The following is a 26,217-nucleotide window of genomic DNA, read 5'->3' on the forward strand; positions in this document are numbered from 1 at the left end:
AATGGGAATTCATTTCTAGAAGGGGTGTTTTTTTATGTATAAAACTGTCGAATTGAAAAAAGAGGGGCGTCTTGCGCGTCTAACGTTGAATAGACCAGCGTCGATGAACGCGATGGATAGTGTCATGATGAAGGAAATTGCGGATGTTTTTGAATCATTGAAAAGTGATATGACAGTCCAGGTTCTGGTGATCCAAGGGGCTGGCCGTGCATTTTCTGCGGGCGGGGATATTAAAGCGATGCTAGATCCTGACAGTCCAATGGATATTGGGAAAGTGATGAAAGATGTGTCACGTCTTGCGATGGCACTCTATTCTTTGCCGCAAGTTACGATTGCGGTCGTCCATGGAGCTGCGGCGGGACTTGGGTTTAGTCTTGTACTTGGCTGTGACCATATCATTGTGGAAGAAGAGACTAAACTGGCGATGAATTTTATCGGTATCGGTCTTATTCCGGATGGAGCTGGTCACTTCTTCTTAAAAGAACGCGTTGGTGTTCCTCAAGCGAAAAGTCTCATTTGGTCAGGTAAAGTGATGAATGGTCAAGAAGCGCTTGAAAAAGGGTTGATTGACGAAGTGGTAGCAGAAGGAAAGAGTACTGAACGAGCTGAGCTGTTTGCGCATAAGCTGCTTGCCTCGCCGATTGCAGCAATGATTGCATCGAAGAATATTCTTCATGCACAAAAAACAAAGGAACTTGAAAGTGTGCTGGAAATGGAAAGCGAAGCACAAGTAGAGATGCGGAAAACAGCAGATCACTTGGAAGGAATCCAGGCATTTGTTGGGAAGCGTAAACCTGAGTTTACGGGGAAATGATTTGTCAGTAATATAGATGCTGGTTCTATATAAGTTGAAATAATGAAGTCCTAAATCCGCATCGATGCTAGTATTTCTCAGATATATATGAGGTATTGTTAATGTTCACGTCCACTAATAAAGGGTGGGATATGGAGCTTCCGTAATACACGCTGTGGCGCTCGGGGATGCCTCCCGCCATAAGCCGGACAACTTCGTCGTCAGTCTTATGGCTTCGGCTACCCCTGTGAGGCGTCTTCGCTGATTTCTCTTTAGTAGATTGGAGCTACTGAGAAAGTTCACGTCTACTATTATAGAGTGAAATAAGGGGCTCCCGTAATACACGCTGCGGCGCTCGGGGATGCCTCTCGCCATAAGCCGGACAACTTCGTAGTCAGTCTTATGGCTTCGGCTACCCCTGTGAGGCGCCTTCGCTGGTTATTGCTGAAAAGCATCCACATATAAGGCATGCATGTATTATGGACAATGCTAAGTCCAGCCTATAAGAGTGAACTTTTTCAGTGTCTTTCATATTCTTAGGGAAAACCAGCGAAGGCGCCTTTCATGTGGTAGCCGAAGCGATAAGACTGGCGGTGGTTTTCCGCTTGGCTTATCGCGGGAGGCATCCACAAAGCGCCGAAGCGTGTATGATGGAAAATCCATATTCCATATCTATACTAATGGACAATCCCAAAGGCCTTATTACACCCAGGAAGATCCATCGAGTTCAGTCTTAACCTGCTAGCATAAATAAAAAAGTACCAAGCATGTATCCGTTGCATACCCGGGTACGTGCTTGATACTTTTTATTTTGATGAAGTCTTATTTATATTTATCGATCATTTCACGCCAGGAAAAATAACCTTCTTCAACAGCACGGATTAATAGCTCGGCTGTTGCAATATTCGTAGCAAGCGGAACGCCATATACGTCGCAAAGGCGCAGTAATGCACTCACATCAGGTTCATGTGGCTGTGCCGTCAATGGATCACGGAAGAAAATGATTAAATCCAGATCACCCATTGCAATCATGGCACCAATCTGCTGATCGCCTCCTAAAGGTCCGGACATCAGTCGATTCACGGAAAGTCCTGTTGCTTCCATAATTCTTTTGCCGGTGGTACCAGTTGCGTATAGTTTATTTTTTGAGAAAATATGTTCATAAGCAATGGTGAAATTCACCAACTCATTTTTCTTTTCATCGTGCGCAATTAACGCTATTTTCACTTCTCAACACCTCGTTTATAGGTAGGATGATAGCGTTCCATCCCGATTTATAAATCACTTCGATGTACTCCAGTTCAAGAATGGAATAATAATAACTTCCCGGCAGGAGATGCAAGGCGGTGTGTTTTTCCGAGAAGGCTTTTCTCCTCGAGCATCACTTGTCCTTTTTCTTTTGCTGCATCGTCCGTTTCAGCAGTAAATGTTTCTTCTGTAATTATTTCCCCCGTTGGTTCGAAAGCTGTCAGTTTATATGTTCTCACATAATTCACCCTTCCCACTCTATTTCATTCATTATACTACGAAGGACGCGGAAAAGAAATTTGTAAATAATCACATTATTTGGGAAGGCTGACACCACTTTTTTTATAGAAGAAATTAAGTTGAAACTTCAGTGCGATAGAAACGTATAGTTACTATGGAGAAAAGGAAGGGGTAATACAATGTCATTGCTACTTGAAAATGTAACGAAGCGGTTCGGGGATTATACTGCGGTGGATGATTTGACACTGTCTGTTGAAAAAGGCACGATGTACGGATTTCTAGGGGCAAACGGGGCGGGAAAGACTACTACGTTCCGCATGATACTCGGCCTATTGAACGCAAATGAGGGGAAAATTACTTGGAACGGAAAAGCGATTTCTTATGCGACGAGTCCCGAAATCGGTTATTTACCCGAAGAACGCGGACTTTATCCGAAAATGAAAGTAGAGGAGCAACTCATTTTCCTTGCGCAATTGCGCGGTATGAAAAAGTCGGACGCAAGGATGGCAATGAATAAATGGCTGAATCGAATGGAAATCACTCATTATGCCAATAAAAAAGTTGAAGAACTATCCAAAGGGAATCAGCAGAAGATCCAAGTAGTTGCTTCCCTTATGCATAATCCTCAACTCTTGATTCTTGACGAGCCGTTTTCGGGTTTGGATCCGGTTAACGTCGAAATGTTGAAAGAGGCAATCCTTCAATTTCGCAACGATGGGGCAACAATTGTATTCTCAAGCCATCGTATGGACCATGTCGAGGAGTTATGTGAGCAACTAAGCATCATCGACAAAGGGAAACAAGTTGTCAGCGGTACACTCCGCGATGTGAAACGGTCATTCGGTAAGCAGAATGTACGCATAAATTCAGACAATGATTTAGCGCATCTGGAAGCTATTGCAGGTGTTACATCCGTACAGAAATCGATTGAGGGTGCGCTTTACCAAGTCGAGTCCGAACAAGTTGCGAATGATTTGCTGACAGCGGCGTTGAAATCAGGTCCGATTCGTCATTTTGGAATTGAAGAACCTTCGCTACAAGAGATTTTCATCGAAAAGGTGGGGAAGCAACATGCGTGAATTCATGATCATTTTTAAACAGGCATTTATGACAAAAGCGAAAACGAAATCTTTCATCATAACGACATCAATCATGATTGCGGCGGTCTTCCTATTTGCAAACATGGAGAAAATCATTGATACAGTTAAAAGTGTGACGGGTGGAGATGGAGATACGTCGGAAGTAATGCAAGTGCTTGATGAAAGCGGTGTTCTGGCTGAACGGTTAAAAGTGCAACTCGAGTCAAGTGAATCAGACATTCAGATGGAACTATCCGGAAAATCGGAAAAGACACTTACGGATCAGGTGAAAGAGGGGGAAATCGATTCCTTCCTTACGCTTGCACTTGACGATACAAATACGATTCAAGCAAACTATACATCGATGAGTGCCATGGAAAGTGCTCTTCCGATGATGCTGCAAGATGCACTCCAGTCGATTCAAACGGAAATGAAAGCGGAAGAATTATCATTGACCGGCGAACAAGTGCAGACACTATTTGCACCCATTCAATTCGAGCTGCAATCGGTATCTGCATCGGCAAAAACGGAAGAAGAGCTGAGCCAAGCGCGCGGACTTGTTTATGTGCTCATGTTTCTGATCTATTTTGCAGTCATCATTTATTCAAGCATGATTGCAACAGAAGTAGCGGCAGAAAAATCATCCCGTGTGATGGAAATTCTTATTTCAAGCGTGTCTCCTGTTAAACATATGTTCGCGAAAGTATTTGGTATTGGTTCGCTTGGGCTGTTGCAAATGGCATTGCTCGGTCTGGCGGGTTATATAGCATTGAAGACGACAACATCAGAAATGGCGGACGGCTTCTTTTCGGTTTTCGGCTTCTCAACTATGAATATGGGGACGCTTGTCTATGCACTCGTCTTCTTCCTGTTGGGGTACTTTCTCTTCGCGACGCTGGCGGCACTTCTAGGTTCACTCGTTAGCAGGACGGAAGATGTACAACAGATCATCATGCCGATGACATTGCTGATTGTAGCAGGATTCATGATTGCTGCAACGGGGCTTGGCAATCCGGAGATGGCGTATCTCAAGTATGCTTCATTCTTCCCGTTCTTTGCCCCGCTCGTCATGTTCCTGCGCGTCGGAATGCTCGACCTGCCAGTATGGGAACCATTATTGTCGATTGCAATCATGCTTGTGACGATTTTCCTTCTTGGTTGGTTCGGAGCTCGTGTTTACCGCGGCGGCGTTCTTATGTACGGACCGTCCCGTTCGTTGAAAGATATAAAAAAAGCAATCCAGCTCGGAAAAGAATAAGCGAGATGTGAAAAGACTCTGTATTTATTCGCAGAGTCTTTTCATTTATGGTAAAATAAGAACAAGTATTCGTTGTGTGAAGGAGGGGGATCGCTTGTCATCAATCCGATTTATCCACACGGCTGATTTGCATCTTGACAGCCCTTTTAAAGGCATGACAGGGTTGCCGGTTGATCGTCTGAACAATTTACGCGATAGCACGTTTACCGCGTTCAATAAATTGATTGAGCATGCAGTCAAAACAAAACCTGATTTCGTCTTGATTGCGGGTGATATTTATGATGGTGAAGACCGGAGTTTGCGTGCGCAGATGAAGTTCCGGGAAGGGATGCGGAAATTGGATGCGGCAAGCATTCCTGCGGTCATTTCGTATGGGAACCATGACCATCTAGATGGAAGGTGGACCCGATTCGACCTGCCGCCGAATGTACATGTTTTCAACGAGAATGTTGAAGCGGCGAAGCTCAGCGTAAACGGGCAGGAAGTAGTCATTTATGGGTTCAGCTATAAGGAAAGGCATATCCGCGACAAAGTGATTGACTGGTATCCTGTTGCTGAACATCATGATGCGTTCCATATCGGCATGCTGCATGGCAGTTTGGCCGGAGATGAAACACATGCAGTTTATGCGCCGTTCACAAAAAGTGAGCTGCTAGCCAAGCAGTACGATTATTGGGCGCTGGGGCATATTCACTTTAGGCAACAGTTGCATGAAGAGCCTCCCATCGTCTATCCGGGCAATTTGCAAGGGCGTCATCGCAATGAGCGCGGCGCGAAAGGGTTTTATGAAGTCGAATTGTCGAAAACGAGTGCGTCACTTCATTTCGTGGCGACATCGGCGATTGTTTTTGATCGGCTAGAAGTGTCTTGTTCGGGTATCCGCCATGCGAATGAATGGCTGACGGCATGTTCGGAAGCGCTAGAATCATTTAGTACTAGAAACGGCGCTGGGATTGTGGAATTGACGATGGTTGATGTTGATAATGGAACAGCGGACCTGTTCTCTCAATCACCGGAGGAAGAATGGCTTGAAGTGCTTCGTGATTATATCGGGGAAAACGAACCATATGTCTGGATTCAGAAGATTGCATTTGCCGGCCAGTTGAATCTTTCGATAGCACCAGGGGCGCTTGTACAGTCTGTAGCCGACATGATTGACGGATGGACGATTGATGATTGGAAAGACGTTTTGAAAGATGTCTATCAGCATGCAAGGGGCGTCAAATACCTCGACGTTTTGTCGGAAGAGGAAATCGCTGACGTCAAAGCCGGGGCGACTGCGTTACTAACGGCAGAAATTACGGGACTGGAATGAGGCATTGCTATGAAAATCGAGAAGCTGATCATTTATGGATTTGGAAAACATGAAAATGTCACACTGGATTTCGGTCCTTCCATCACCGTTTTGTATGGATTGAATGAAGCCGGGAAAACGACTATCCAACAGTTTATCCTTCAGGTCCTTTTTGGATTCCCCCAGAAAAACAGCGTGTTATCGCGGTACGAGCCGAAATCTGGCGGCAAGTACGGCGGTCAACTGCATTTATCGGATGATACATACGGGACATGCATCGTTGAAAGGATTCGGGGGAAGTCCGCGGGAGATGTCACCGTTTATTTCGAGGATGGAAGGAAAGGCGGCGAAGAGGAGTTGAACGCTCTGCTTCGTCAGTATGACAGGGCATCATTTGAATCCATCTTTTCATTCTCGCTTTTACAGTTGCAAGGATTCGAGAAAATGGATGAAAACGAATTGAGCCGGACGCTTCTTGCTTCAGGAACGACAGGCGTCGAATCCCTGTTACAGCTTGGAAACAGGCTGGAAAAAGAATTGGGGGATTTATTCAAAAAGTCAGGAAGAAATCCACGGATGAACCTTAAGATTGCCGAACTCAGGGAATTGGAAAAGGAATTGAAGGATGAACAAGAAAAGATAGCGGAATATACGCCTTTACTTGAACGGATTCAGAAAATCGATGAACGGATTTCAGTAGTAAGAGAACGGAAAAAAGAATTGGCGTTAGAGTCGCAGAAGCTCACCGTTGTGCGGCAGATTCTCCCTCTTCACAACAAACGGCAAGCACTTCAATTCCGGTTGTCGCAAGTAAGAAAGAGTACCTTTCCGGCAGATGGGATACGTCGCTACGAAGTGCTTGCGGGGAAATTGACAGAAGTTGAATCGGCTAAAAAAAGAATGGAAGAAGAAGTATCTGAGTTGGCTGCGCGTTTGCCACGGCAACATGAGCCTGAAAGGGTTGCGGAACTTGAAATCCTTCTGGCGAAAGAATCGGAGTGGCATAAATGGCAAACAGCCGTTACTACAGCGGAAAATGAAATCCGACAGTTAACAAGTTTGAAAGGCCGGCTTCTCGACAGGCTCGGTATGAAAGAAGTGGAAGCGGAGACGGTTCTTTTTAAGGCGGATGTATCAATCCAAAAGGAAGAACAGATGCATCTAATCATTGATAGTCTAACTGAAAACGATCAGCAAATAGGATTTATGAATCGTCAGCTTGTTCAACTGGAAAATGAATTGTCTGCTACAGAATCGGCACTCGTCGGAATCGGGCGTTCCGCCCCTTCCGCGGAAGAATTCGAAGATGCGAGGCAGTGGCCGAGAATACGCCAGCAACTTGCCGAGGCAAAAGCGTATGTTTCATTTGAAGGACGGGCGACGGAACAGAGCTCTTTGATGACACCTGCGATGCTATTGGTACTGGCACTCGCATTCATCGTTTTCGGTTTCATGCAACAAGAATGGTTCGTTGTAGTGGCGGGGGGAATCGTCGGTGCTTTAGGGATTTTCTTTTATTCGAAAAAAGAGGTCCGTTCGAGGGATACTTCGAAGCTTAAGGAAATGGAAAAGATCATCGCCGCATATGATGGGAACGAGCGGCAGATGGAAGAACTTACAGAAAGAATTGGGCTGTTTACGAGAAAGAAAGAAGAGTTGCAAGAAGAGTTTATGGTACTTGAAAGGAACTATCAAACGCTGACATCGGAAATTGAAAGCACCCATAGCGATAGACGTCAGCTAGAATCCCGACTGGCAGCCTTTCTGCGGCTATATGGTTTCGAAGAAATACCATCGACGGGTATTATTCCGGAACTATTCCGTATGATCCGGGAAGTACAAGAAGTCGCGAGGGATTTGAAGGAAGCTATTTCACTCAGACAAACGCTGATGGAGAATATCTCTGGACGGGCTTTACAAGCGGAAAAAGTGTTGCAGAAGTCCGTGTCGCATGAAGCGGTGTATGAGATGCTGCGAAGGGAATACATTCGCTTGAAAGAACAGGCGGAAACGAGTAAGTCGGTGACTTCAGGTTTAGAGCGTAATGAAACGGCGCTGAAAGAAATATCTGAACTCGTATATACATTGCAGGAAAAAGTGCAGACATTGCTTGCAGAAGCGGGAGTGGAAACGGAGGAGGCCTTTTATAGTGCGTATGATACCTTCCAGGAAGCGATTCTTCTAGAGGGGCAACTGGAGGATATCAATGCCCAATTAGCCGTCCACGGTCCTATTGAATCGCCTGACGGTGTCACGGAAGATGAATTGCTGAAAAAAGCGGCCGAAAACAGCGTAGCACTTTCGTCAATAGATGAAGAACTAAATGCGCTCATCGACGAGAAATCCCTCGTCACCGCTAAAATGGAGCAACTTCTAACCGATGAAAATTACGGACGTAAACTGCAACTCTTCGAAATCAAAAAAGCGGAACTTGCAGATTTGGCGAGGAAGTGGTCTGAGCGCAAGGCGATTACTGAAGCGATCGAACGGACGATGTCGGAGCTGAAAGAGAAAAAATTGCCGGAAGTCCTTGAGGTGGCGGAAAAATTGTTCTGTGGGCTGACGGGCGGAAATTATGAATCGCTTACCGTGACGGAAACGGGCCATTTTGAAGTGCTGTCAAAGGAAGGGATGCGTTATCCGATTGTCGAGCTGAGCCAAGCGACAAAAGAGCAGGCATACATATCACTTCGACTGGCACTGGCTGAATCCATAGTTAGTACGGCTCCATTCCCCGTGATGATGGACGATCCATTTGTCCACTTTGACGGAGAGCGACTTTCGCGTATGATTGAACTATTGGACAATCTACAAAACAAGCATCAATTCATTTATTTCACATGCCACGAAGCGATGAAAGATAAATGGCGGGAGGCAACAATACTACATGTTTCCGATATTGGAAGCGGACAGGGAGCGATGGTCTTATGAGAAAAATTGCAGAATACAATGCTGGAGAACCGCTGGACCTTTTCTTGCTAATCAAACAATCGACAAAAGGAGTTACGACACAAGGAAAACCGTTCATGACGTTAATATTACAAGATAAAAGCGGTGATATCGAAGCAAAACTTTGGGATACAACCGATGAGCATGCAAAGACCTATGCCGGCGCAACAATTGTCAAAGTAGGAGGGGAAGTCCACGAATACCGCGGGAAAAACCAGCTGCGCATCAAAAGCATACGCCCCGTCAAAGAGGAGGAAGGCGTGTCGATTTCCGATTTAGTTCCTTCATCGGAAACGAGTAAAGAAGTGCTGTATGAAGAATTGATGCAATATTTCTTTGAAATGCAAAACCCCCATATCCAAAGGATTACTCGTCATCTATTGAAAAAGCATCAGACGGCATTCATGACGTATCCAGCGGCGACTAGAAATCATCACGACTACGTATCTGGCCTTATCGATCATGTTGTTTCCATGCTGAAACTTGGTAAAGCGTTGGCCGATCTGTATCCTACGCTCAATAAGGATTTATTGTACGCGGGAATCATCTTGCATGACGTTGGGAAAGTAATCGAACTTTCAGGCCCGATTGCAACGCAATACACGGTCGAAGGGAATCTTTTAGGTCATATTACGATAATGGTCAATGAAATTTCAAAAGCGGCGGATGAACTTGATATTACCGGTGAAGAAGTGATGTTACTTCAGCATATGGTATTATCCCATCACGGTAAAGAAGAATGGGGCAGCCCGAAACGGCCAATGCTGAAAGAAGCGGAAATGCTTCATTACATCGACAACATCGACGCGAAGATGAACATGTTGAACCGTGCACTCGGTAAGACGACTCCGGGTGAATTCACGGAAAGAATCTTCCCGCTCGACAACCGTTCATTTTATAAACCATCTATTGAATGATAAATCCTCAACGCTGCTACTGAAAAAAAGTCCGCCATTGTAAGGCCGAATAAGGATTGACCGTTATACACGCTTCGGCGCTTGGGGATGCCTCCCGCCATAAGCCAGACAACTTCGTCGTCAGTCTTATGGCTTCGGCTACCCCAGTAAGGCGCCTTCGCTTATTTTATTTTACTATTCAATAATTCAATCTAAAAGGTAGTAAATGCAGAAATACACATGAAAAAAGCTGTCACCTTTAAAGGAGGGCACTGAAAAAGTCCTCTTAGAAATATCATTGCGAGAATGGAAACGACTTATCGTTTTCCATTCTCGCTTTTTTATCTTGGAAGCCATGGATTTCCGTTCCAGACAGGCACTTTCTTACCTCTAATCAAGTAATTTCTAAAAAAATGGTGGAGGGAATTTAGAATATCCCAAGGCAATTGCTTTTCGTTCCAGCGCTCGCTTTCCGCGGGAATGGCTTGAGCCTCCTCGTCCGCTTCGCTCCCTGCGGGGTCTCAAGGCTCATGCTATTCCCGCAGGAGTCGAGCGCTTCCACTACAAGCAACAAGAGAGAGGAATCAAGAAAGAATAGGAATACGAGGGCTCGCCGCTAGAGAAGTTAAGTATCACAAATAGACCTCACGATTGTCTGCTTTTTCGAAAGGTCTTCTACGCTATAGTTTAGATATCCTATTACGAACTGGTTTGGGCTGCTTCGTAATCAAAAAGGACTCTGTGTTGAATAAGGTGAAATGCGATTTTCGAGAACGTATTCACACAAGCAATGACTGCAACCTTATGAGGTTTCCTCTGAGGTTGCTTTCTTCGCGGGAACGGCTTGAGCCAATTGAACAGCGAAGGGTTCGATTTGCCTTGATTTCTGCGTTCTTTGCAGAAATTAAGGCATCTTTCCCCTGTACTCTCAACGCTAACGCTTTTGATCGCAAAAGCCGTTCTACGTGACGGCTTTTCCAGCGGGATCTTCAGCTCGCACTGTTCCCGCTGGAGTCGCCGCCTTCCGTTACATTCAACGAAACTCGTTTAAATAAATGAATAATCGATGATAAAGATTCATTAGTATTCGCTTTTTCAATTGAAATAAGTAATTATGTTATTGATTCACTTACCAATTATTAAATAGTGAGTATGCATGTATAAGTATTCAATAGAAACTATAATAATTTCCTTGTACGAAGAACGACTCCAGCGAAGGAGCGACAAGTGTGAGCCGAAGTAATGAGACTAAGGAAGGATGCAGTTCAATCCCTCCCTAGTGATCTTCTGGCAGGCTCATTACGGGAGGCCATCACAAAGCGACGAAGCGGTATTGAAAACTACTTTCTAGTTATAATCACAAATAACTCACTTACTATCCATTTATTAAGTGCCGAGTATATAGACTGAACTAAAGATTTTCCATACTACACGCTACGGCGCTTTGCGGATGCCTCTCGCGATAAGCCGGGCAGAAAACCACTGCCAGTCTTATCGCTTCGGCTACCGCTGTAAGGCGCCTTCGCTAGATTTCCCTGTAGGAATTATGACTACATGATATAGTCGTAATTCCTATCTATATACTCGGCACTATTAATTTAGGATTCAATAGAAACTGTAATAATCGCCTTATACAACGAACGACTTCAGCGAAGGAGCGACAAGTGTGAGCCGAAGTAATGAGACTAAGTAGGGATGCAGTTCAATCCCTCCCTAGTGATCTTCTGGCAGGCTCATTACGGGAGGCCATCACAAAGCGACGAAGCGGTATTGAAAACTACTTTCTAGTTATAATCACAAATAACTCACTTACTATCCATTTATTCAGTGCCGAGTATATAGACTGAACTAAAGATTTCCCATACTACACGCTACCGCTGTAAGGCGCCTTCGCTAGATTTCCCTGTAATATTTATGACTACATGATATATTCATAATTCCTATCTATATACTCGGCACTATTAATTTAGGATTCAATAGAAACAGTAACAATCAGCTTATACAACGAATGAATTTAGCGAAGGAGCGACAAGTGTGAGCCGAAGTAATGAGAATGACAGTGATCTTCTGGCAGGCTCATTACGGGAGGCCATCACCAAGCGACGAAGCGGTATTGGAAACTACTTTCTAGTTATAATCACAAATAACTCACTTACTATCCATTTATTAAGTGCCGAGTATATAGACTGAACTAAAAATTTCCCATACTACACGCTACGGCGCTTTGCGGATGCCTCTCGCGATAAGCCGGGCAGAAAACCACTGCCAGTCTTATCGCTTCGGCTACCGCTGTAAGGCGCCTTCGCTAGATTTCCCTGTAGGAATTATGACTACATGATATAGTCATAATTCCTATCTATATACTCGGCACTATTAATTTAGGATTCAATAGAAACTGTAATAATCGCCTTATACAACGAACGACTTCAGCGAAGGAGCGACAAGTGTGAGCCGAAGTAATGAGACTAAGGAGGGATGCAGTTCAATCCCTCCCTAGTGATCTTCTGGCAGGCTCATTACGGGAGGCCATCACAAAGCGACGAAGCGGTATTGAAAACTACTTTCTAGTTATAATCACAAATAACTCACTTACTATCCATTTATTAAGTGCCGAGTATATAGACTGAACTAAAGATTTTCCATACTACACGCTACGGCGCTTGCGGATGCCTCTCGCGATAAGCCGGGCAGAAAACCGCTGCCAGTCTTATCGCTTCGGCTACCGCTGTAAGGCGCCTTCGCTAGATTTCCCTGTAGGAATTATGACTGCATGATATAGTCATAATTCCTATCTAGATACTCTGCACTATTAATTTAGAATACAATAGAATCAGTAACAATCGCCTTATACAACGAACGACTTCAGCGAAGGAGCGACAAGTGTGAGCCGAAGTAATGAGACTAAGGAGGGATACGGTTCAATCCCTCCCTAGTGATCTTCTGGCGGGCTCATTACGGGAGGCCATCACCAAGAGCCGAAGCGGTATTGAATGGAATCAATGTCTTAACCTCTATATATTATGTCGGAATTACATGTGTAACCTTTTTGGATTTGAATCATTGAATTAAGTAGTAAATACAGAAATACACATGAAAAAAGCTGTCACCTTAAAACCGAGGGACAGCTTTCTTCATGTGTATTATTTTTTGTCGTCTTTCGCTTCTTTTTCAGCAGGAAGGTATCCTTCAAGTGCACCTTTGAACTCATCATCTTTAATTTCGATATTTGAAGCCTTCAGAAGTTTAACAAGTTTTTCTTCGAATTGAGCTTTTTTAAGTTTGTCTGTGACCTCTGCTTTTAGCTCTTCGTCCGTCTGTTCAAGTTTCGCTTCACGCGTATCAAGCAGTTCAATGACGTGGTAACCGAAGCTTGTCTTAACAGGTTCACTGATTTCACGTTTTTTCAGTGCGAATGCAGCTTCTTCAAATTCAGGTACCATTTTGCCTGGTCCGAACCATCCTAAATCGCCACCCGTTTCCTGTGCTGCTTCTTCAGTGGAGTATTCTTTTGCAAGTTTAGCGAAATCACCGCCGTCTTTCAGCTTAGCAAGAACTTCATCCGCCGTTTTCTTATCTTTCACTAAAATATGGCGTGCATTGATTTCTTTTTTCATGTTTGCGATACCGGCATTGATATCCTCATCGCTTACTTTTATGGACTCGATCATTTTTTGTTGGATCAATTGGGATTTTACGTTTTTCTCAAAAAACTTCTCTGTCATTCCTTGTTGCATTAAAAACATGTCGAAGCTTTCACCGTATTGCTCTTTTTGCGCATCAATCGCTTCTTTCAACTCTTTATCGGAAACTTTATATTCACTTTCAATCGCTTGTTGAAGAACTAGGTTTTCAACAACTTGGACCCCGATTGCATCTTTCATTTCATCATATAGATCCGCTTTTGTAATTTCGCCATTTTTGGAAGTAGCAATGATTTCCTCATCACCGGCATTTTTATCGCTGCACGCCGAAAGTGCAAGGACAGATGCGGCCATTGAAAGTGCTAAAATAGTTTTTTTCATTTTAATTTCTCCCCTAACTTTTATGTGCAACAGTAGTTACTATACCATAAAACGTTCCTAAAACAAAAAAGTTTCCTCCGAATAATCTGCCTACAACGGCTCATTCGCTGTGCATAGGATACATAGAGAGAGAGGGGGTGCTCCTATGAGCGGATATAACCAAGGTTCTTCTGGTTTTGCATTGATTGTTGTATTGTTCATTCTACTAATCATTGTCGGCGCAGCCTTTGTGTACTAAGCAAAGAAGAGCAAATGACGTTCGGCGTCTAAAGCTTCGATAATGAAAAAAGTCCATCCCGTAAAAAGGGAATGGACTTTTTTTATAGTTGTAACAGGATTTCGACGTAAAATGACACGATTAGAATAGTTACAAGAACGTTTACAGTCGTGTATATTTTTGGCTGCTTTTCCTCAGGAATTTCCTTGGACTCGCAAAGCGCATATGTCATTTTGTTAATTTGGAACAGATAAAATAATGAGAACAGAATTGTAATAATAAGGATCAAATCTATTCCTCCCCTTTGACTTACCAAGGTAATCATAGCAGAAACCCTCATGAAAAGAAATTATTTTTCCTCTGCGGCAATTAATGCACTTGTCGGATTTTCATATCTTTTCGAATGGCCAACAGCTACCATTTCTCCGGAGGAGTCATCATATGCTTCTTTAATATTGGTAAAACCGCGTTCGAATATTTCCATAAAATCTTCCCCGTAAATATTACGGACGACGGACATGACTTCGAGGAATTCCGGAAATTTGCCATATAGGTCTTTGATGGGAAGTGAACCATCCAAAATACCGTGTTTAGTGTCATAGTAGTTCTCGTTCATTTCAAGCAATAGTTTTTCGCCTTCATCAGTGACTGCCACATATGTATTTCGACGATCATCATCTTTTTTGTAGAATTGTAAATAACCGCGTTCTTCCAACTTCTTGGAAAAATTGAATGCAGTAGAGACATGCATGACCCCGAATTTAGCGATATCGGAAATTGTGGCGCCTTGAAGATGGTAAGAAATCCATAAAATGTGATGTTCATTAATATTCAAGTCATAAGGTTTTATCCACTGCTGCCAATCTTTTTCAACAGCTTTCCAAAGTGCTTTAGACATCTGCGCAACCCGTTGACTAAAAATCATTGCTTCTTTTGGAGAATACTTATGTTCCGCCATGGAAACACCCACTTCCTTTTTTTATGTTTCTTTTATTATAGCAGGAAAGCAAAGAAGAGAGAAGTGAGAATTGCAAAAAAACTTTTAATTTGATAATAATAAATGCTAAATGCTGTATAATTTTGATTATTGGAAGTCAGTGAGAGAGTTTGCCATTATAGACTGGATTATGGATTCCCCCCATACACGCTCTGGCGCTAGGGGATGCCTCCCGTCCGGCTTATCGCGGGAGATATCCACAAAGCGCTGGAACGTATTCGAAGGATATTCTTACTTCACCTTATAAATGCGTAAAAAAAGCAGTCATGACCGCCAAGTGGGGTTCTGACTGCATTCTTTATGGTCAAACCGCATGTGGTTCACAATTTATTTTTGGTGCTCTGCGACAGTTCGTTCAAGTTCTTCGATGGCTGTCTGGATGGCTGCAATTTCCTTTTCCATACGTTCTCTATTCGGTTCAGTCGATTGTTGCCACTTTTCAACAGAATCTTTAATCCCATCGATTGCTGAAGGAACAGTTTCTTTCGCCTCTTTTTTCAGATGTGAAATGGATTCTTTTAAATCCGCAACTTTCACTTTGACGTCTTTAAACATATCTTTCATATCGATCGAAGCGCTTTTAACAGATGTGCGAAGCTCGCTTCCTGATTGGGGAGTCGAGTATAATACTGTAATTGCTGCCGCTACTGATCCTGTTGCGAGTCCGATGAAAAAAGTAGATGCTTTCATTAAATAATGCACTCCTTCCTAATAATGAATAGTATTCCTTACTATAGTTTAATTAAAACATGGAAGAGAAGTCTGAGCAATCAAAAAAAGCTTTCCTCGTAGAAGGAAAGCATAGGTGACCGTTTTAATTAGATAACGCAGTTTTAAATGAGGAGCGTTTGACTAAGCCTTTTACAATCGGATAGATAAGGAAAAATGCAATACCGTTCATCGCAACAGCGGGAAGTACTACTACTAAGAATAATCCCGTAAACGATAAATCTATGCCGAATATGAAAATGGCAGTGGCTAAAAAGATACTTCCCGACAATACTGTACCAAGACATGTAATGACAGTAGCCCCTATTAAATTACCTGCAAGTTTCTTGAATGTGATGATGACTAAATAGATTACAAATGCAGTGATGAACTTATCAATGACATTCGGAATAAAACCGCCTGGAAGGGATGAAAACATTCCGGACAGGATACCTGTTGTCGCTCCGAGTAAAAATACACTGCGGACTTCAGGGAACAGCAATATGCCGATGAACATCATCGTCAGCATGAAATCGGGCTTCACTCCGCCGGCAATCGGGGGAATGACCAAATACAATGCAGCACCTACAGCAATCAATAATGACATCAACACTAGACTTTTCGTTTTCATTTCTCATCTCTCCTCAGCTCATCTGGTAGTTTGAGTTTCTCCTGACGTATCCTCATGATCGTCAGCGAAAAACTTATTACAAATATTACACTGAATTCAGAAAGTTTGCAAGCTTAATTTTCTAGTTTCGCTCGGATTTGTGCTGCGATTTCTTGAATTCGCTCTGTACTGGATTCTGATTCCTTCGTTTCAAATGTCGGTCGGAATCCATCTGTTTCATCATAACGGGGAATGAAATGCAAGTGGAAATGGAATACAGCCTGTCCTGCAGGTGCACCATTGTTTTGCAATAAATTCAATCCAGCAGGTTTGAATTCATCTTTCAGCGCATTGGCGATTTTCGGTGCGACGGAAAACAGGTGTGCCGCTTCCTCTTCGGTTAAATCATAGACGTTTTCACGATGTGTTTTCGGAATGAGAAGGACATGCCCTTTCGTAACAGGCATAATATCCATGAATGCGAATACGTTCTCATCTTCATAGATTTTTACGCTTGGGATAGTACCTTCAATGATTTTACAAAAAATACATTCAGTCATACTCAACACTCCTTTTCATAATTGGGACAAGTGTAGCATATTTTAACATCATTCAGCAGAAACCTCCGGCGGATATCACCAGGCGTGATTGACTATACCGGATTTATGAAGTAGAAAGCTTTTTGAACCGTTTTTTGCTAAAATGAAATAGAAGAATGGAGGATGGATATGGAAATTCTCGAATTGAAAGATGTCTCAGGCGGCTATACACGCAAGCCCGTCCTGCATGACTTATCGTTTAACATTGGATCTGGAGAACTGGTGGGTCTTATTGGACTGAATGGAGCGGGTAAAAGTACGACGATAAAACATATCATCGGACTGATGAATCCACACAGCGGGGAAATCCGGGTGAACGGGGGTACATTCAGTGAAGATCCCGAAAAATATAGACAGGCATTCACATATATTCCTGAAACCCCGATCCTCTATGAGGAATTGACACTCAAGGAACATCTTGAGCTTACAGCAATGGCGTACGGCCTCGATAGAGATGTTTTTGAAGTGCGATCGGACGAGTTATTGAGGGAATTCCGGATGGAAAAGCGATTGAACTGGTTCCCTGCCCATTTTTCGAAAGGGATGCGTCAAAAAGTAATGATCATGTGTGCATTTCTTGTCGACCCTTCCTTATATATTATTGACGAACCATTTGTCGGCCTGGACCCGATCGGCATTAAATCACTTTTGGAACAGATGACGGAAAGAACAGCAAACGGGGCTTCTATCCTCATGTCGACACACGTGTTGCCGACCGCGGAAAAACATTGCGACAGGATCATTTTGCTGCACGAAGGACGGGTGCGGGCAGAAGGGACGATGGATGACTTGAGAAAGGCATTCGGACGTCCCGGTGCATCATTGGATGATTTGTATATCGCGATGACAGAGGATCATAACGATGAACAATTTGCGTGAAATATGGGGGTCTCGGTTCGTCCATTATATAACTGAGCTCCAAAAATATTTGAAATATGTATTCACCGGCCATTTAGCCATCGTCTTCGTCTTCACGATCGGGGCGGGGGGCTATGCGTACAGTGAGTGGCTGAAGGAAGTGCCAGCGGATTTCCCAGCGGCGCTCTTGACGGCGATCATACTTGGAGTGGCACTGACTTATTCGCCGCCCGTGACGCTGCTGAAGCCGGCGGACACAGTTTATTTCCTGCCGCTCGAAAATAAACTCGGTATGTATATGAAAAAATCGTTACAATGGAGTTTCTTTTCACAACTTCCATTGCCATTCCTTTTATATATTGTAGCTTTGCCATTACTTTCCGCTACGGGGACCGGTTCGAAAACAACGTATATCGGCATCGCAATCTTGATGCTGCTTATCAAGCGGGTGTTCATCGAGTCGGAGTATAACTTCAGACATGCCTTGGATGGAGAAAAAGTTTGGTTGGACAGGACTGTACGTTTTTTACTTGCGGGATTGATTATTTATGTCGATCTTGTTGGAAAAACTATTCTCCTGCCGCTTATAGCAATACTTATCGGAATGTATGCTTTTTATTGGTGGAAAAAGCGGAGGATCAAACCGTTTCCATACGATCACTTCATCTCGCTTGAACAGAATCGAATGATGCGTTTTTATCGTTTTGCTAATTATTTCACGGATGTTCCGCATTTGAAAGGATCCGTCAGCAGAAGAGCGTGGCTAGGATTTGTGACGGGATCGCCGAAATTCGGGAAAACGGTTCCGCAATCATATCTGATTAAACGGACACTTATCCGGACGGATGATATTTTCTGGCTTTGGGTGAGACTCACCGCTTTATCTGCACTTGGAGCGATTTTCATTCCATTCCCAATTGTCGTGTTCATTTTCGCGGGAGCGCTAGCTTTTGCGTCCGCAATTCAGCTGATTCATGCTTTACGCGCGGGAGATGACTTCCGGATGGACATGTTGTTTCCTGAAAAGGAAGAGGCCCGTCCTGCTGCGATCAAGAAAATCGTACGCACCGTTCAATGGATTCAAGCAGCTGTAGTCACAATTTCTGCCCTGTATCTGTATGGCATGTCGACAACCCCCCTTCTTGTAGGAGCGGTCATCCTCATTATCTCTGAGGCTACAATCAGATTGACCGCAGAAAAGATAGAAGAGGAATGACGGGAAGCGGTCCCGTTTGCAAACATGTGCAAACGGGACAATTCTTTTGTCGGAATTAAAAGATGGAATATTCGCAAAAACCTTGCAACTTATCTCTGAATTTAGATATACTAAATAAAAGGCATCAGGGGTGAGAGGGATGGAGAACAATTATTCATATGCCGAATTTTTAAAAGCGGTAGGGAAAAACAGTTCATCGCTTCAAGCGGAAAAATTGCTCAACGAAATTTATTTGGATCTTTTCTTGAAACATATACACAGAGAACAGACAAAGAGCCGGCTCGTAGACTTGATTGATCTTGCGCTTGATCAACGCGATGAAAGCGCCTTCTTCCTGTATTCCGAAAGACTTGTCAAAATCGAAGAGAATGATTGAAATATGGCAGGACGCTACATGTTGAATAGACATGCGGCGTTTTTTTACGTATTAAGTTTGAAGAGAAATGTAGTGAAAAACGTACGTTCGCTTTTTGCTCGTCAAAAGATGGGTAAAGTGATAACATAGTATATAAATTGAAATAAAGAATTCCTTCAAATCCGCTTCGGCTACCCCTTTGAAGGCGCCTACGCTCAGAGTATATAAATAATCATATGTTCAACATATATAGCAATTCATTTAGGAGGGACTACGATGGTCCAAAAATTTAATCTGCAAGCCCCATATACACCACAAGGCGATCAGCCACATGCAATCGCGAAGCTTTTGGAAGGACATAAACGGGGGGAAAAGCACCAGACCCTACTCGGTGCAACCGGAACCGGAAAAACCTTCACTGTTTCGAACGTCTTGACGGAGATCAACAAACCGACGCTCGTTATCGCCCACAACAAAACATTGGCTGGTCAATTATATAGTGAATTTAAAGAGTTTTTTCCAGACAACGCTGTCGAATACTTCGTTAGCTTCTATGATTTTTATCAGCCTGAAGCGTATGTGCCGCAAACGGATACCTTCATTGAAAAAGACTCAAGCGTCAATGATGAAATTGATAAATTGCGCCACTCTGCTACATCTTCATTATTTGAAAGAAATGATGTGCTCATTGTGGCTTCCGTTTCATGTATCTATGGACTTGGTTCGCCGGAAGAATATAATGCTCACGTTGTATCACTTCGTCCGGGCATGGAGATTGGGCGCAATGAACTGCTCCGCAAATTTGTGGACGTGCAATACGAACGGAATGACATCAGCTTCACTCGCGGGACATTCCGGGTGCGGGGGGATGTAGTCGAAGTGTTGCCTGCATCCCAGGATGAACACTGTCTCCGGATTGAGTTTTTTGGTGATGAAATCGAGCGGATCCGTGAAGTGGACTCACTTACAGGAGAAATCCTTGGTGAACGGGAACACGTTGCCATCTTCCCGGCATCCCACTTCGTTACAGGTGATGCAAAGTTGTTGAAAGCAATTGAAAACATTGAAATTGAACTGGAAGAGCGATTGAAAGAACTGCGAGGCGAAGACAAACTATTGGAAGCGCAACGCCTTGAACAGCGGACTCGCTATGATCTTGAAATGATGCGGGAAATGGGGTTCTGTTCGGGCATCGAAAACTATTCCCGTCACTTGACACTGCGTCCTGCCGGGGCGACGCCTTATACATTACTCGACTATTTCCCGGATGATTTCCTGGTCATTGTAGATGAAAGTCACGTCTCGCTGCCGCAAATCCGCGGTATGTACAATGGTGACCAGGCACGGAAAAAAGTGCTCGTCGAACACGGATTCCGCCTGCCTTCAGCGCTTGATAACAGACCGCTCACATTCGAAGAATTCGAAAATCACGTACATGAAGCAATTTATGTTTCGGCAACACCCGGTCCTTATGAAATCGAGCATACCCCAGAAATGATCCAACAGATTATCCGTCCGACCGGTCTTCTCGATCCGACAATTGAAGTCAAACCGATTGAAGGGCAAATTGATGATTTGATCGGGGAAATAAGGGAACGGATCAAGAACAACGAACGTGTCCTTATTACAACATTGACGAAAAAGATGTCTGAAGACCTGACCGATTACTTGAAAGAAATCGGGATAAAAGTTCAATATCTTCATTCGGATGTCAAGACACTTGAACGTATAGAAATCCTACGGGAACTGCGGATGGGAACGCATGACGTTCTTGTCGGGATAAACCTTCTTAGAGAAGGAATCGACATTCCGGAAGTATCGCTTGTCGTGATTCTGGATGCGGACAAAGAAGGGTTCCTTCGTTCAGAACGGGCTCTCATCCAAACGATGGGCCGTGCTGCACGGAATGCTAATGGGCACGTCATTTTGTATGCGGACCGGATGACGGACTCCATGACGAAAGCGATTGGCGAAACGCAACGCCGCCGTGAAATTCAAAAAGAATATAATGAGAAACACAACATCACCCCAATGACCATTAAAAAAGAAATCAGAGATGTGATCCGTGCCACGCAAGTATCGGATGAAGCTATTTCCTATTTGGAAAAAGTGACCGAAGGCAAGAAATTGTCGAAGGAAGAAAAAACAATCCTTCTAGGTACGCTGGACAAAGAAATGAAAGAGGCGGCGAAAGCGCTCGATTTCGAACGTGCTGCTGAATTGAGGGATACAATCTTGGAATTGAAGGCTGAAAGGTAGGATTCTATGAAAAATAAAGAAATCATCATACAAGGCGCCCGGGCGCATAACTTGAAAAATATAGATGTGAATATTCCGCGTGACAAACTGGTTGTCATGACTGGGCTTTCGGGTTCAGGGAAATCATCGCTTGCTTTCGATACGATTTACGCGGAAGGGCAGCGAAGATATGTGGAATCGCTGTCTTCTTACGCGCGTCAGTTTTTGGGACAGATGGACAAGCCGGATGTAGATGTAATTGAAGGATTATCGCCGGCGATTTCAATCGACCAGAAGACGACTAGTCGAAATCCTCGTTCGACTGTCGGGACCGCAACGGAGATATATGATTATCTCCGACTACTTTACGCGCGTGTCGGCAAACCGATCTGTCCGATTCATGGGACGGAAATTTCTTCCCAGACAATTGAACAAATGGTTGACCGCCTGATGACGTTACCGGATCGCGCTAGAATTCAAATTCTGGCACCGATCGTTTCCGGTCGTAAAGGGACACATGTGAAGTTAATTGAAGACATTAAGAAACAAGGGTATGTACGGATCCGCGTTAACGGGGAAATCATCGATTTGGACGATAATATCGAATTGAACAAAAACAAAAAACATACGATAGAAGTTGTCATAGACCGGATCGTAATAAAGGAAGATATAGCAGCACGGCTGAGCGACTCTCTGGAATCGGCTCTTCGTCTTGCGGAGGGGACTGTCCTGGTTGATGTCATGGACGGCGAAGAACTCTTGTTCAGCGAACATCACGCCTGTCCGTTATGCGGTTTTTCAATCGGTGAATTGGAGCCGAGGATGTTTTCCTTCAACAGTCCGTTCGGTGCTTGCCAGGAATGTGATGGACTGGGGACGAAGCAGGAAGTGGACCCGGAACTGGTCATACCCGACCCGACACGTTCATTGAAAGATCATGCGATTGCGCCGTGGGAGCCGACAAGTTCCCAATACTATCCGGAACTGCTGAAAACGGTCGCGGATCATTTTGGCATATCCATGAACGTGCCGGTGAATGAATTGGCGACCGATGAGCTTAATAAATTACTTTACGGCTCGAAAGATGAAAAGATTCGATTCCGTTATACGAATGAATTCGGTGGCACACGTGACAGCAATATTTATTTTGAAGGTGTTTTGGCAAACATAGAACGCCGCTTTAAAGAAACATCCTCGGATTATATCCGTGAACAGATGGAGAAATATATGGCTCAGCGCCCATGCCCGACATGTGCAGGCTATCGCTTGAAGGAAGAGTCGCTCGCGGTAAAAGTGAATGACGTGCACATCGGGAAAGTGACGGAATTATCGATTGTAGAGGCGGATCTATTTTTCAAAAACCTTATACTATCCGAAAAAGATACACAGATTGCGAAACTCATCCTTCGTGAAATCGAAGAGAGACTTGGATTCCTCATTAATGTCGGATTGGATTATCTGTCATTATCCAGGGCTGCAGGAACACTTTCGGGCGGAGAGGCGCAACGGATTCGATTGGCCACTCAAATTGGTTCAAGGCTGACAGGCGTTCTTTATATTCTCGATGAACCGTCTATCGGACTTCACCAACGCGATAACGACCGTCTCATCGGTACGTTGAAAAGTATGCGTGATATCGGCAATACGCTCATCGTAGTCGAACACGATGAAGATACGATGATGGCCGCCGATTATTTGATTGATATCGGCCCGGGGGCGGGTGTTGCAGGCGGAGAAATTGTTTCTGCCGGAACACCTGAAAAAGTGATGAATGATCCCAACTCACTGACCGGCCAATATTTAAGCGGCCAGAAGTTTATCCCGCTGCCTTTAGAACGACGAAAACCGGACGGGCGAAAGATCATCATTAAAGGGGCTTCTGAAAACAATTTGAAAAATGTCAATGTGGACATCCCGCTGGGGCAATTCATAGCGGTTACAGGGGTGTCCGGTTCGGGGAAAAGTACGCTGGTCAATGAAGTACTCCACAAAGTGTTGGCACAGAAACTGAATCGATCAAAGCAGAAACCGGGACAATATAAATCTGTCACAGGTCTTGAAGAATTGGAAAAAGTCATCGAAATCGACCAATCGCCGATCGGGCGCACGCCAAGATCCAACCCAGCGACTTATACAGGAATGTTTGACGATGTGCGGGATGTTTTTGCTTCGACGAATGAAGCGAAGGTGCGCGGTTACAAAAAAGGGCGTTTCAGCTTTAACGTAAAAGGCGGGCGCTGTGAAGCATGCCGCGGTGACGGTATCATTAAAATTGAGATGCATTTCCTGCCGGATGTCTATGTGCCTTGCGAGGTTTGCCATGGAAAACGGTACAACCGGGAAACGTTGGAAGTCACTTATAAAGGGAAAAACATTGCGGATGTCCTTGCCATGACAGTCGATGATGCACTTGTGTTTTTTGAAAACATACCGAAAATCAGCCGTAAGCTCCAGACAATCGTCGATGTAGGACTAGGCTATATTCATCTCGGTCAGCCGGCAACGACACTATCAGGCGGGGAAGCGCAACGGGTGAAACTGGCTTCCGAACTGCATAAACGCTCGTACGGAAAATCATTTTATATTCTGGATGAACCGACGACAGGCCTGCATGTCCATGATATTGCAAAGCTGCTTATCGTGTTGCAACGACTCGTGGAAACAGGGAATACGGTGCTCGTGATTGAACATAATCTCGATGTCATCAAGACTGTCGATCATATTATCGATTTAGGGCCTGAAGGCGGCGATAAAGGCGGGCAGATCATTGCGACGGGCACTCCGGAAAAAGTGGCTGAATCCGGCGTTTCATATACAGGTTTTTATTTAAAACCGATTCTTGAACGTGAAAAGAAACGGATGACAACGAAAATTGAAGAGGCGGAAAAAGTGAAAGGATGAAACCTTTTCCACATTCACTCGTATATATAGTCAGTTGTTAACTAACGGAGAAATCCGAAGTAGGACATTACTAGGAGGCGTAAAGATGCAAAACGAACGGAAACGGATTTTAGCAATGCTGGAAAACGGTACAATCACGACCGAAGAAGCATTAACACTTCTAGAAACATTGGGACAGAAGAACCAAGCGGAACAGCCGACTCAAGCTAACAAGAAAGCGCAAGACACATCCGCGCCTACGGAAGAGGAAACTGTTCATGACACACGACCAGAACCAGAACCATTCGAAAAGGCAGAACCTGCTACTGATCATAAAGAACAAGGCCACCCATCCATGGATGAATTCCTGGAAGATTTACGAAAGGATTTCACCAATGTCGGGGACAGGTTCATGCAATTCATGCAGACTGCCGTTCAGAAAGTGAAATCATTCGATTTTGATTCGCCGTTCGGCAATGCCGTTACATTTAATCATACAATGGCAAAGAATGCTGAGGGCATCGAAGAACTCATCATCGATCTGGACAACGGTAAAGTAACGATTCATACCGGTGAAATGGAAGAGGTACGTGCGGATTTCACGGTTAAAACATACAATAGTGAGTCGGTGGAAAAAGCGAAAAGTGATTTCCTTGATAAATTACTGTTCGTTGATGACGAAGGGAAACTAAGGATTTCAAGCGACATGAAAATGGTTCAAGTGAATGTTGAATTATTCATTCCGACAAAGGACTATGCTCGAATCTCAGCTCGGCTATTGAACGGTTCGTTCAAAATGAAAGGTGCCGCCGCGGAGATAGTGCGTGTGAAAACTGCAAATGGAAAAATTGAAATTGCTGGAATGACGTTCAAAAACGGGGAATTCGAAACCGTTAATGGAGCAATCGCCCTCAACGGTGTGACGGGTACTTCACTCGAAGCGGAAACATTGAATGGACGCGTATATATCGACGGGGCTGTGAAAGATGTGGAAGCCCAATCGTTAAACGGACATGTAGTTGTGACGACGACAGATCCGACGGCGGAAAAAATCAGTGCGAAAACAATGAGCGGATCGGTTGAAATCTACATTCCTTCCGATGCTGCCCTGTCTGGCGAAATCGTATCCAATATGGGTCGGCTGGATTTGCAGCTTAAAGATGTCAATCGGACTGTCGAACAGGAACAACTGTTGCAACGTGTTATCCGTTTTAAAAAGGATGTTGAAGGCAATACATCTCCACTTCACATTTTCGGGGAAGCGAAAACCGGAACTGTACTTGTTTGCTATAACGCGAAGCATGAATAAAATAGTGTAAATTCATAAAAATGACCGCTGCTACACCAAGGATAGGTGTGTCAGCGGCCGTTTTTATTAAATATGTTGAACAAATGGCACGCCTGTTGATTAACAGAAAGTAACCATTAAATAACTTGATTACACATTGTGCGCTATATGTATAGTATGTTTGGATTGCTTTGAATTGAACGACTTCCATACCATTACCGAGATGTCTTGATAAATAGGGATGCGACTTCGTCGCATCCCTATTTATTTTTTCGGTAATCGTATGGTGTCTGTTCATTCGTCGCTATCCAAAGACACGGCTACAAGAAGTGCCGAAGCTTTTTAGGAAGACAGAATAGCTAGCTTCTCACTTGGAGAGAAGCGGTCAAAGATACAATTTTGACCGCCAAAGCCTTCTTCTATAGTATCCCTATCTCCATTTTAAAGAAGTGCCACTTTCTTATAATGCAAT

At 44.0% G+C, this 26,217-nt stretch carries 22 protein-coding genes; 14 read left to right on the forward strand and 8 right to left on the reverse strand.

The features are described from left to right. The first annotated feature begins 34 nt into the window (after positions 1-34). On the forward strand, positions 35-814 hold the full coding sequence (locus HDC33_RS13995) for an enoyl-CoA hydratase (RefSeq protein ID WP_179393186.1): 780 nt from the start codon (positions 35-37) through the stop codon (positions 812-814). Positions 815-1,615: 801 nt separating this feature from the next. Here HDC33_RS13995 and mgsA read toward each other — a convergent pair. Then, positions 1,616-2,020 carry a methylglyoxal synthase gene (gene mgsA, locus HDC33_RS14000; protein ID WP_179393187.1) on the reverse strand — a complete coding sequence of 135 codons (405 nt, stop codon included), beginning with the start codon at positions 2,018-2,020 and terminating at the stop codon, positions 1,616-1,618. 74 nt (positions 2,021-2,094) lie between these two features. Beyond that, positions 2,095-2,280 carry a YhzD family protein gene (locus HDC33_RS14005; protein ID WP_179393188.1) on the reverse strand — a complete coding sequence of 62 codons (186 nt, stop codon included), beginning with the start codon at positions 2,278-2,280 and terminating at the stop codon, positions 2,095-2,097. A gap of 180 nt (positions 2,281-2,460) precedes the next feature. Between HDC33_RS14005 and HDC33_RS14010 the strand changes: the two genes are divergently transcribed. The 6 genes from HDC33_RS14010 to HDC33_RS16405 all read left to right on the forward strand — a co-directional run bounded on the left by HDC33_RS14010 (position 2,461) and on the right by HDC33_RS16405 (position 11,947). Next, a complete protein-coding gene (locus tag HDC33_RS14010; protein WP_179393189.1) occupies positions 2,461-3,360 on the forward strand; it encodes an ABC transporter ATP-binding protein in 900 nt (299 codons plus the stop codon). Next, entirely contained in the window at positions 3,353-4,618 is a 1,266-nt protein-coding gene (locus HDC33_RS14015) for an ABC transporter permease (protein WP_179393190.1), read from the forward strand. Before HDC33_RS14010 ends, HDC33_RS14015 begins: the two co-directional genes overlap by 8 nt. Positions 4,619-4,712: 94 nt before the next feature. Beyond that, entirely contained in the window at positions 4,713-5,933 is a 1,221-nt protein-coding gene (locus HDC33_RS14020) for a metallophosphoesterase family protein (RefSeq protein WP_179393191.1), read from the forward strand. 9 nt (positions 5,934-5,942) lie between these two features. Beyond that, the gene (locus HDC33_RS14025; protein WP_179393192.1) at positions 5,943-8,843 is read left to right on the forward strand and encodes an ATP-binding protein; all 2,901 of its coding nucleotides are present in this window, start codon (positions 5,943-5,945) and stop codon (positions 8,841-8,843) included. Continuing rightward, entirely contained in the window at positions 8,840-9,778 is a 939-nt protein-coding gene (gene yhaM / locus HDC33_RS14030) for a 3'-5' exoribonuclease YhaM (RefSeq protein WP_179393193.1), read from the forward strand. The genes HDC33_RS14025 and yhaM overlap by 4 nt, the downstream gene beginning before the upstream one ends. Positions 9,779-11,791: 2,013 nt before the next feature. Next, entirely contained in the window at positions 11,792-11,947 is a 156-nt protein-coding gene (locus HDC33_RS16405; RefSeq protein ID WP_218843289.1) for a hypothetical protein, read from the forward strand. A gap of 950 nt (positions 11,948-12,897) precedes the next feature. On the opposite strand, the gene HDC33_RS14035 is transcribed toward HDC33_RS16405, so the two are convergent. Continuing rightward, positions 12,898-13,779: a peptidylprolyl isomerase gene (locus HDC33_RS14035; protein WP_179393194.1), complete on the reverse strand. Its 882-nt coding sequence runs from the start codon at positions 13,777-13,779 to the stop codon at positions 12,898-12,900. 145 nt (positions 13,780-13,924) lie between these two features. Between HDC33_RS14035 and HDC33_RS14040 the strand changes: the two genes are divergently transcribed. After that, entirely contained in the window at positions 13,925-14,017 is a 93-nt protein-coding gene (locus tag HDC33_RS14040; protein ID WP_179393195.1) for a YjcZ family sporulation protein, read from the forward strand. Positions 14,018-14,099: 82 nt separating this feature from the next. Here the strand turns inward: HDC33_RS14040 and HDC33_RS14045 are convergent, their stop codons facing one another. From HDC33_RS14045 to HDC33_RS14065, 5 genes are all read right to left on the reverse strand, one after another. Next, the gene (locus HDC33_RS14045) at positions 14,100-14,285 is read right to left on the reverse strand and encodes a hypothetical protein (RefSeq protein WP_179393196.1); all 186 of its coding nucleotides are present in this window, start codon (positions 14,283-14,285) and stop codon (positions 14,100-14,102) included. A 60-nt stretch (positions 14,286-14,345) separates the two neighbouring features. Continuing rightward, the gene (locus tag HDC33_RS14050; protein WP_179393197.1) at positions 14,346-14,954 is read right to left on the reverse strand and encodes an HTH-type transcriptional regulator Hpr; all 609 of its coding nucleotides are present in this window, start codon (positions 14,952-14,954) and stop codon (positions 14,346-14,348) included. 366 nt (positions 14,955-15,320) lie between these two features. After that, positions 15,321-15,683: a YtxH domain-containing protein gene (locus HDC33_RS14055; RefSeq protein ID WP_179393198.1), complete on the reverse strand. Its 363-nt coding sequence runs from the start codon at positions 15,681-15,683 to the stop codon at positions 15,321-15,323. 124 nt (positions 15,684-15,807) lie between these two features. Further along, positions 15,808-16,332, reverse strand: coding sequence for a tryptophan transporter (locus HDC33_RS14060; protein WP_179393199.1), 525 nt, complete (start codon positions 16,330-16,332; stop codon positions 15,808-15,810). A 113-nt stretch (positions 16,333-16,445) separates the two neighbouring features. Further along, positions 16,446-16,871 (reverse strand): HIT family protein, encoded by a 426-nt coding sequence (locus HDC33_RS14065; protein ID WP_179393200.1) that lies wholly within the window; start codon positions 16,869-16,871, stop codon positions 16,446-16,448. A 168-nt stretch (positions 16,872-17,039) separates the two neighbouring features. Between HDC33_RS14065 and HDC33_RS14070 the strand changes: the two genes are divergently transcribed. The 6 genes from HDC33_RS14070 to HDC33_RS14095 all read left to right on the forward strand — a co-directional run bounded on the left by HDC33_RS14070 (position 17,040) and on the right by HDC33_RS14095 (position 25,766). Further along, entirely contained in the window at positions 17,040-17,789 is a 750-nt protein-coding gene (locus HDC33_RS14070) for an ABC transporter ATP-binding protein (RefSeq protein WP_179393201.1), read from the forward strand. After that, positions 17,773-18,984, forward strand: coding sequence for an ABC transporter permease (locus HDC33_RS14075; protein ID WP_179393202.1), 1,212 nt, complete (start codon positions 17,773-17,775; stop codon positions 18,982-18,984). The genes HDC33_RS14070 and HDC33_RS14075 overlap by 17 nt, the downstream gene beginning before the upstream one ends. A 139-nt stretch (positions 18,985-19,123) precedes the next feature. Next, positions 19,124-19,360 (forward strand): IDEAL domain-containing protein, encoded by a 237-nt coding sequence (locus HDC33_RS14080; RefSeq protein WP_179393203.1) that lies wholly within the window; start codon positions 19,124-19,126, stop codon positions 19,358-19,360. A gap of 255 nt (positions 19,361-19,615) precedes the next feature. Then, positions 19,616-21,598 carry an excinuclease ABC subunit UvrB gene (gene uvrB / locus HDC33_RS14085; RefSeq protein WP_179393204.1) on the forward strand — a complete coding sequence of 661 codons (1,983 nt, stop codon included), beginning with the start codon at positions 19,616-19,618 and terminating at the stop codon, positions 21,596-21,598. A 6-nt stretch (positions 21,599-21,604) separates the two neighbouring features. Beyond that, a complete protein-coding gene (gene uvrA, locus HDC33_RS14090; protein ID WP_179393205.1) occupies positions 21,605-24,478 on the forward strand; it encodes an excinuclease ABC subunit UvrA in 2,874 nt (957 codons plus the stop codon). Between the two features lie 85 nt (positions 24,479-24,563). Beyond that, a complete protein-coding gene (locus HDC33_RS14095) occupies positions 24,564-25,766 on the forward strand; it encodes a DUF4097 family beta strand repeat-containing protein (RefSeq protein WP_179393206.1) in 1,203 nt (400 codons plus the stop codon). Positions 25,767-26,217 lie beyond the last annotated feature (451 nt).

It is taken from the genome of Sporosarcina sp. JAI121 (assembly GCF_013408665.1).
Lineage (GTDB): Bacteria > Bacillota > Bacilli > Bacillales_A > Planococcaceae > Sporosarcina.

Excerpts from the sequence above, each read along its gene's own strand:
- HDC33_RS13995 (WP_179393186.1), top strand. The coding sequence starts at position 35 with ATGTATAAAACTGTCGAATTGAAAAAAGAGGGGCGTCTTGCGCGTCTA.
- HDC33_RS14010 (WP_179393189.1), top strand. The coding sequence starts at position 2,461 with ATGTCATTGCTACTTGAAAATGTAACGAAGCGGTTCGGGGATTATACT.
- HDC33_RS14015 (WP_179393190.1), top strand. The coding sequence starts at position 3,353 with ATGCGTGAATTCATGATCATTTTTAAACAGGCATTTATGACAAAAGCG.
- HDC33_RS14025 (WP_179393192.1), top strand. The coding sequence starts at position 5,943 with ATGAAAATCGAGAAGCTGATCATTTATGGATTTGGAAAACATGAAAAT.
- yhaM (WP_179393193.1), top strand. The coding sequence starts at position 8,840 with ATGAGAAAAATTGCAGAATACAATGCTGGAGAACCGCTGGACCTTTTC.
- HDC33_RS14035 (WP_179393194.1), bottom strand. The coding sequence starts at position 13,779 with ATGAAAAAAACTATTTTAGCACTTTCAATGGCCGCATCTGTCCTTGCA.
- HDC33_RS14040 (WP_179393195.1), top strand. The coding sequence starts at position 13,925 with ATGAGCGGATATAACCAAGGTTCTTCTGGTTTTGCATTGATTGTTGTA.
- HDC33_RS14050 (WP_179393197.1), bottom strand. The coding sequence starts at position 14,954 with ATGGCGGAACATAAGTATTCTCCAAAAGAAGCAATGATTTTTAGTCAA.
- HDC33_RS14055 (WP_179393198.1), bottom strand. The coding sequence starts at position 15,683 with ATGAAAGCATCTACTTTTTTCATCGGACTCGCAACAGGATCAGTAGCG.
- HDC33_RS14060 (WP_179393199.1), bottom strand. The coding sequence starts at position 16,332 with ATGAAAACGAAAAGTCTAGTGTTGATGTCATTATTGATTGCTGTAGGT.
- HDC33_RS14065 (WP_179393200.1), bottom strand. The coding sequence starts at position 16,871 with ATGACTGAATGTATTTTTTGTAAAATCATTGAAGGTACTATCCCAAGC.
- HDC33_RS14070 (WP_179393201.1), top strand. The coding sequence starts at position 17,040 with ATGGAAATTCTCGAATTGAAAGATGTCTCAGGCGGCTATACACGCAAG.
- HDC33_RS14075 (WP_179393202.1), top strand. The coding sequence starts at position 17,773 with ATGAACAATTTGCGTGAAATATGGGGGTCTCGGTTCGTCCATTATATA.
- HDC33_RS14080 (WP_179393203.1), top strand. The coding sequence starts at position 19,124 with ATGGAGAACAATTATTCATATGCCGAATTTTTAAAAGCGGTAGGGAAA.
- uvrB (WP_179393204.1), top strand. The coding sequence starts at position 19,616 with ATGGTCCAAAAATTTAATCTGCAAGCCCCATATACACCACAAGGCGAT.
- uvrA (WP_179393205.1), top strand. The coding sequence starts at position 21,605 with ATGAAAAATAAAGAAATCATCATACAAGGCGCCCGGGCGCATAACTTG.
- HDC33_RS14095 (WP_179393206.1), top strand. The coding sequence starts at position 24,564 with ATGCAAAACGAACGGAAACGGATTTTAGCAATGCTGGAAAACGGTACA.